The sequence below is a fragment of the Cytobacillus stercorigallinarum genome, from assembly GCF_014836495.1.
Classification (GTDB): domain Bacteria; phylum Bacillota; class Bacilli; order Bacillales; family Cytobacillaceae; genus Cytobacillus; species Cytobacillus stercorigallinarum.
Map to the genome: position 1 here is coordinate 1 of NZ_JACSQT010000029.1, position 5,242 is coordinate 5,242.

General features: G+C 40.0%; 7 protein-coding genes. 4 read left to right on the forward strand and 3 right to left on the reverse strand.

Translation table 11 applies throughout. The features are described from left to right. Positions 1-113: 113 nt before the first annotated feature. Positions 114-650, forward strand: coding sequence for a hypothetical protein (locus tag H9655_RS22170; RefSeq protein ID WP_191817401.1), 537 nt, complete (start codon positions 114-116; stop codon positions 648-650). A 222-nt stretch (positions 651-872) separates the two neighbouring features. Continuing rightward, positions 873-1,031: a hypothetical protein gene (locus H9655_RS22175; RefSeq protein WP_191817402.1), complete on the forward strand. Its 159-nt coding sequence runs from the start codon at positions 873-875 to the stop codon at positions 1,029-1,031. Between the two features lie 37 nt (positions 1,032-1,068). On the opposite strand, the gene H9655_RS22180 is transcribed toward H9655_RS22175, so the two are convergent. Then, positions 1,069-2,034, reverse strand: coding sequence for a helix-turn-helix transcriptional regulator (locus H9655_RS22180; RefSeq protein WP_191817403.1), 966 nt, complete (start codon positions 2,032-2,034; stop codon positions 1,069-1,071). A 110-nt stretch (positions 2,035-2,144) separates the two neighbouring features. Between H9655_RS22180 and H9655_RS22185 the strand changes: the two genes are divergently transcribed. Further along, a complete protein-coding gene (locus H9655_RS22185) occupies positions 2,145-2,624 on the forward strand; it encodes a GyrI-like domain-containing protein (protein ID WP_191817404.1) in 480 nt (159 codons plus the stop codon). 41 nt (positions 2,625-2,665) lie between these two features. Here the strand turns inward: H9655_RS22185 and pdxR are convergent, their stop codons facing one another. Next, positions 2,666-4,057, reverse strand: coding sequence for a MocR-like pyridoxine biosynthesis transcription factor PdxR (gene pdxR / locus H9655_RS22190; RefSeq protein WP_318245534.1), 1,392 nt, complete (start codon positions 4,055-4,057; stop codon positions 2,666-2,668). A gap of 110 nt (positions 4,058-4,167) precedes the next feature. Between pdxR and H9655_RS22195 the strand changes: the two genes are divergently transcribed. Continuing rightward, positions 4,168-4,704: a pyridoxamine 5'-phosphate oxidase family protein gene (locus H9655_RS22195; RefSeq protein ID WP_191817405.1), complete on the forward strand. Its 537-nt coding sequence runs from the start codon at positions 4,168-4,170 to the stop codon at positions 4,702-4,704. A gap of 50 nt (positions 4,705-4,754) precedes the next feature. On the opposite strand, the gene H9655_RS22200 is transcribed toward H9655_RS22195, so the two are convergent. Further along, positions 4,755-5,144 (reverse strand): hypothetical protein, encoded by a 390-nt coding sequence (locus H9655_RS22200; RefSeq protein WP_191817406.1) that lies wholly within the window; start codon positions 5,142-5,144, stop codon positions 4,755-4,757. Positions 5,145-5,242: the final 98 nt, after the last annotated feature.

Below are 5,242 nucleotides of genomic sequence, written 5' to 3' on the forward strand. Positions count from 1 at the left end.
GTATTTACCTTTTTGGCTCTAAACAGGGAGGATAATCAGACTGAAAATTGCGACAATATTTATGCAACACTAGTGATCCTATATATAAATTAATTTTATTATGGAGGGTTATAATGTCTTTAATATTATTTGTTGGTTCACTCATCATGTTAGTTATTATATTCTTTAAAAACCCCATCCTCTCTCAACTTGGCAAAGGGAATCCATTCGTGCACCTTTTAAAAAAGACGCCATGGTTCCAATCACATTGGGGAGCTGGGATTCTCCTATTCTTCATGAATACAGTCCTATTTTCTGCTACCATTCTGGCTCTTTATATTGTGGGCTATTTTGTCATTCCCTATGTTCACTTAATTTTTATGGTTTTAGCTGTATGCACAAGCATCTATTTATGGGCATCAGTAAATAAAGCCTGGCATGGCTCAAAAGGGGATAGATTAAAGTTAGCTACTATTGGAAGTAGTTTTTACATGGGATTAACCGTTTTATTTACTTTTTTGTACATCACTCTTGAGCCATCCTATCAAGGAGAGGATATTTTCATGCAGGCTATGGGGTTATTTCTAGCTATAATCGTTACAACCACTGCATGGATTACATGTTTTTTCATTACGGGGTTCTACCAACAAAACGCGGAAAAGATACGTTAAGCAAAATGGATGAGGACCTTGAACAAGTAATACTTCCATCGAAATGGTTAAAAATCATACCGTTTCAGAAGCCTTGCGCTTACTGGCTTTTTCTTTTTGTGCTTTTTGAGGGTTTTCCGAAAAAAAGACCTCAAAATAAAGTTGGACTTGCTTCTGGTTTAGCCTGTATAAACGCGGATAAATAGAGACAAACACCCCTAAAGGAGGTAAGATTTATGGCAATTGGAGAGAGATTTAAAACAGGATGGTTATACAGATGGGACGCGTACACCTAGTCCAACCGGCGAGGAAAAGAAAATCCAACTAGAAACCGAAGAAGTTTTCCCACCGATTAGCTCTTGTGACAAAGGGGCTTTTTGGCGAAAAACATCATACGCATAACGCAACGCCAATCTAGCTTATTGCTGGGTTGGCGTTTTTATTGGCTTTTCTTTCTCTGCTGAAATCTATAGAGCCTCTCTTCTAAAGCTGTATAAACCTCTCTCGGCACCTCCACCAATTCTACATCATCACCAAGAAAGAGCACCCAACTGGCTATTTCCTCTAGTTGATCTCGTTTCTCCATGGTGACATGTATTTTTGCAATAGCTGTTGTTTGATAGGGATCTGTATAGGTAAGCGCGACGTTAAAAGGATGGTACTTTTTATATTGAGCAATGGCTTTTGGTCCGAGTTTCATGACGATATTGTCTTTCACATGATGTTCAGCCATCTTTTTTAGGATGGCTTTATTACTTAATCTTTTTTTCGGATGGAAGACGTTTATCTCGGTCAAATGATCTACCGGTATAAGCCTTTTTCTTTCTTCATTTAGATCAAAACCTTCTACCCACCAAATATTTTTCTCGCGGTATAGATGGATAAGGTAGATAGAATATTTCTCGTTGTTTGCGGAAAGTATGAGATAGCGGTCAAAAAGTAACAGTTGAATCAGTTTTTCTAGTATTGGATGAGGTAAGTCTGATAGTTCTAAAAGGTCAGGATTATGGGGGTTCGTTCCTTCAAATAAGAGAATCTTATTTAAAAGTACAAGATCATCTTGTTGCGCTTCTGAAATCAGGCCAAGTAATTTTTCAGCTAGTGATTGGCGACTCTTTAAATAAGGGAGTTGCAAATTTCTCGTTGCCATAAAGGCGATAAACAGAGCTTTGAGCTCGTTATCAGTGAAGCGAACAGAGGGAAGGACTGCATTTTTCATGACAGCGTAGCCTCCGTCTCGTCCCACTTCTGCAACAAGTGGCACACCCATGCTTTCAATTTCTCGGATATCGCGAATGGCTGTTGACCGCGATATTTGGAATTCCTGCATGATTTCAGCAATCGTAAAATGGGCACGATTATTAATGTATCGCATCATGACATTAATTCTTTCAACCTTTTTCATCTCAGTCTCCTTAACAGTGTCATTTTTTGACATGATTTAAAGTTATTATAAACTCATCAAATGAAAACACCAATCATTTGGTTAAATTTCAAGAAAGAAGGACGATAAAAATGGCTAATTACTCATTACAAGAAAAAGAAGGTTTCGTCGTATTAGGCTTTGGAATTGAAATTGTAGCGGACTATAGAGACCAAGAAAGCATCAATCAACAAAAAAGCGATTTCTGGGAGACGGTGAAAAGTGATGGCACACTTGAGCAGCTTAAATCCGTGGCAGACAATAATTATATTTTCGCAGTCAATGAGGCGGTCAATAACAAAATGATGCATTATGCAGGCGTGATGACAGAAAAGACATTACCTGATGCAACGAGAATTATCCAATTTCCTAAAGGACCCTACCTCGTTGTCGAAGGAAAAGCTGACTCCGCTCAAGAATTAAGTAATCAATTAACAGCCGTGGCCTTTGGTCAAGCATTAGTTGAAATGACTGACTATGCTTATGTTGGTGGACCAAACACAACAGTGGAAATGAGTGAGGACAACGGTACAGTATACGGTGAAATGTGGATTCCTGTTGTTAAAAAATAACAGGAATGGTGATCCCACTTTTAAGGTGGGGTCACTTTCGTTTATATGCAACTAGCTAAAAGCGCAATTCCCTCTTCAATTTCCTCAATGGATAGTCCACCAAACCCAAGCATGATATACCTTTGGCTGTCGCTAATTGGATGTAGCCAAAAACGTGAAGGGGCGTAAACTTTTACACCTTTTTTTAACCCTTTTTCAATCACTTGTGGTGCTGCCTGCCCTTGTAATTCTAGGAGGATATGTAAGCCCGATTTTTCCCCGATTATTTCTACTTTATTGCCTAAATGTTGCTCAATACTATTTAATAGTGTTTGATGTTTTCTCTGATATGTTTTTCTCATTCTCCGAATATGTCGTTCAAAATCACCTGCGTGCATAAACTTAGCCATAGCTACTTGTATCATAGGTGAAACCGGCTGGTCATAATCAGAAAACTTTTGTCCGTACTGCTTCATTAGTGAAGGCGGGAAAACGATAAAGCTCATGCGCATGGAAGGGAGAAATGATTTTGAAAAGGTTCCTAAGTAGATGACTTTTTCTTCTTCATCTAGCGATTTGAGCGAGGGGATAGGCTGACCTTGATAACGAAACTCCCCGTCATAATCATCCTCGATAATATAACCAGCTGATTGATAAGCCCAGTTAAGCATTTGCGTTCTTTTACCGACTGGAAGAATCATCCCGAACGGAAATTGGTGAGAAGGGGTCACATAAACGGCTTTTGCCTTACTTTTCTGTAGATGATAGATAGATAAACCATCTTTCTCAAGTGGCACAGGGACCATCTCACAGCCTTGATCAACAAAGACGGTACGCACCCCACTATAGCCTGGCTCTTCTATCGCCACCTCTTTTCCCTGCAATTTCAAAAGTCGGCAAATGATCTCTACTGCTGATTGTGTGCCACTCGTAATCAAAATCTGCTCTGGTCTCGTATGAACTCCTCTTGATTGCAGCAAATAGGTAGCTATTTCACGACGTAAGGACCACTCACCTTGTTTGTTGCTATACTGGGATAATAACTCCCCCTCTTCTTCCATCGCATCTGACAGGCATTTTTTCCATCTTTTAAAAGGAAACTTGATAACGTCGACATTCCCATACTTAAAATCAATGACCGACTTTCTCACTCTTTCCCTCTCTATCACAAGTGATGGCACTTCTTCAGAAGAATGAGCGAGCCGTTCTTCGATTTCTGCGACCCAAATCCCACTTCTAGGGACACTCTCTAAGTAACCTTCTGCTTGTAATTGTTGGTACGCTGCCTCCACTGTGTTTCTACTAATCTGTAAATAATCGGTTAACTGCCTAATTGAAGGGATCTTTGTACCAGGAGGTAGCCTTCCCTCTTCAATTTCTGTTTTTATCCAATGATAAAGCTGACTATATAGCGGTATAGATGATTCCCTTTGAATAAATGGCGTGATTTCCACCTCGTTGACCCCCAACTGTCCCTAAGAAATTTTTCCATTCTGGCACTTTTACTAAATACAGATTTTTCTTACGATTATTTTAACATTTACTCAAAAAGGATGGGATGGAAATGACCTATGAAATTCGCAATCAAAAATTAGTGTGCACCGATCAGGTCCGCATTGAACAATTAATAAGTACTACACGCACCGGTTATCTGGGATTAACAGATGGTGAACACCCTTACGTCGTTCCATTAAACTATACTTGGATAAACGGATCGCTTTATTTTCACGGTGCTGCTGCCGGCAGAAAAATTGAAATAATCCGCGAGAACCCTCATTGCTGTTTCACCATCGCAGAAGATTACGGTACAATGGTTAGCCCGATTCCGGCGAAAACGGACACTGCCTATATGAGCGTTATGCTTTTCGGGCAACTTCAAGCCGTAACCGACATAACAGAAGCCACCGCCGCTATGCAAGGCATGCTCGATAAATACGTCCCCGGATATTACGATAAAAAATTGGCTCAAACGCATGTGAAAAAATACCAATCTTCTTTAGGGAGTTATACGATGGTTTTTAAATTGACACCGGATGAGATAACAGCGAAGGAGAATAAAATGATTGAGGAGGCACGGTTTTACATGGGGAGAACGGTTTAAATCAAATGCGAAAGCACCTGGATTAATAATCTCGATTGATTCAGGTTCTTTCATTTCTCAGATAGGAAATTATTTAATCCTTTTACTCCGACACGGATTACGAGCAATTGTAACTCATTTTTGTTGGGTTTTTGCGCACATCTCGCGGTTGCGCACATTTCCAGTTTGCTCACATATCTTGCACGTTTCATGCTCATTGTGGGGGTATTTTCTCTTTGACCACACATCTTACTCATTTCTTGCTCACTTGTGGGGGCTTTTCCTCTTTGCTCACACATCTTGCTCGTTTCATGCTCACTTGTGAGGGCTTTTCCTCTTTGACCACACATCTTACTCATTTCTTGCTCACTTGTGGGGGCTTTTCCTCTTTGACCACACATCTTGCTCATTTCTCGCTCACTTGTGGGGGTATTTCCTCTTTGCTCACACATCCACCTCATTTCACACTCTCTTGTGGGGGTATTTGATTAAGTCCATATAATTGTGTAAAAAGAAGAGTCATTTTATTCCTTCTTGTCAACACTGTTTTCAACGACGA

Excerpts from the sequence above, each read along its gene's own strand:
- H9655_RS22195 (WP_191817405.1), top strand. The coding sequence starts at position 4,168 with ATGACCTATGAAATTCGCAATCAAAAATTAGTGTGCACCGATCAGGTC.
- H9655_RS22185 (WP_191817404.1), top strand. The coding sequence starts at position 2,145 with ATGGCTAATTACTCATTACAAGAAAAAGAAGGTTTCGTCGTATTAGGC.
- H9655_RS22170 (WP_191817401.1), top strand. The coding sequence starts at position 114 with ATGTCTTTAATATTATTTGTTGGTTCACTCATCATGTTAGTTATTATA.
- H9655_RS22200 (WP_191817406.1), bottom strand. The coding sequence starts at position 5,144 with ATGAGGTGGATGTGTGAGCAAAGAGGAAATACCCCCACAAGTGAGCGA.
- H9655_RS22180 (WP_191817403.1), bottom strand. The coding sequence starts at position 2,034 with ATGAAAAAGGTTGAAAGAATTAATGTCATGATGCGATACATTAATAAT.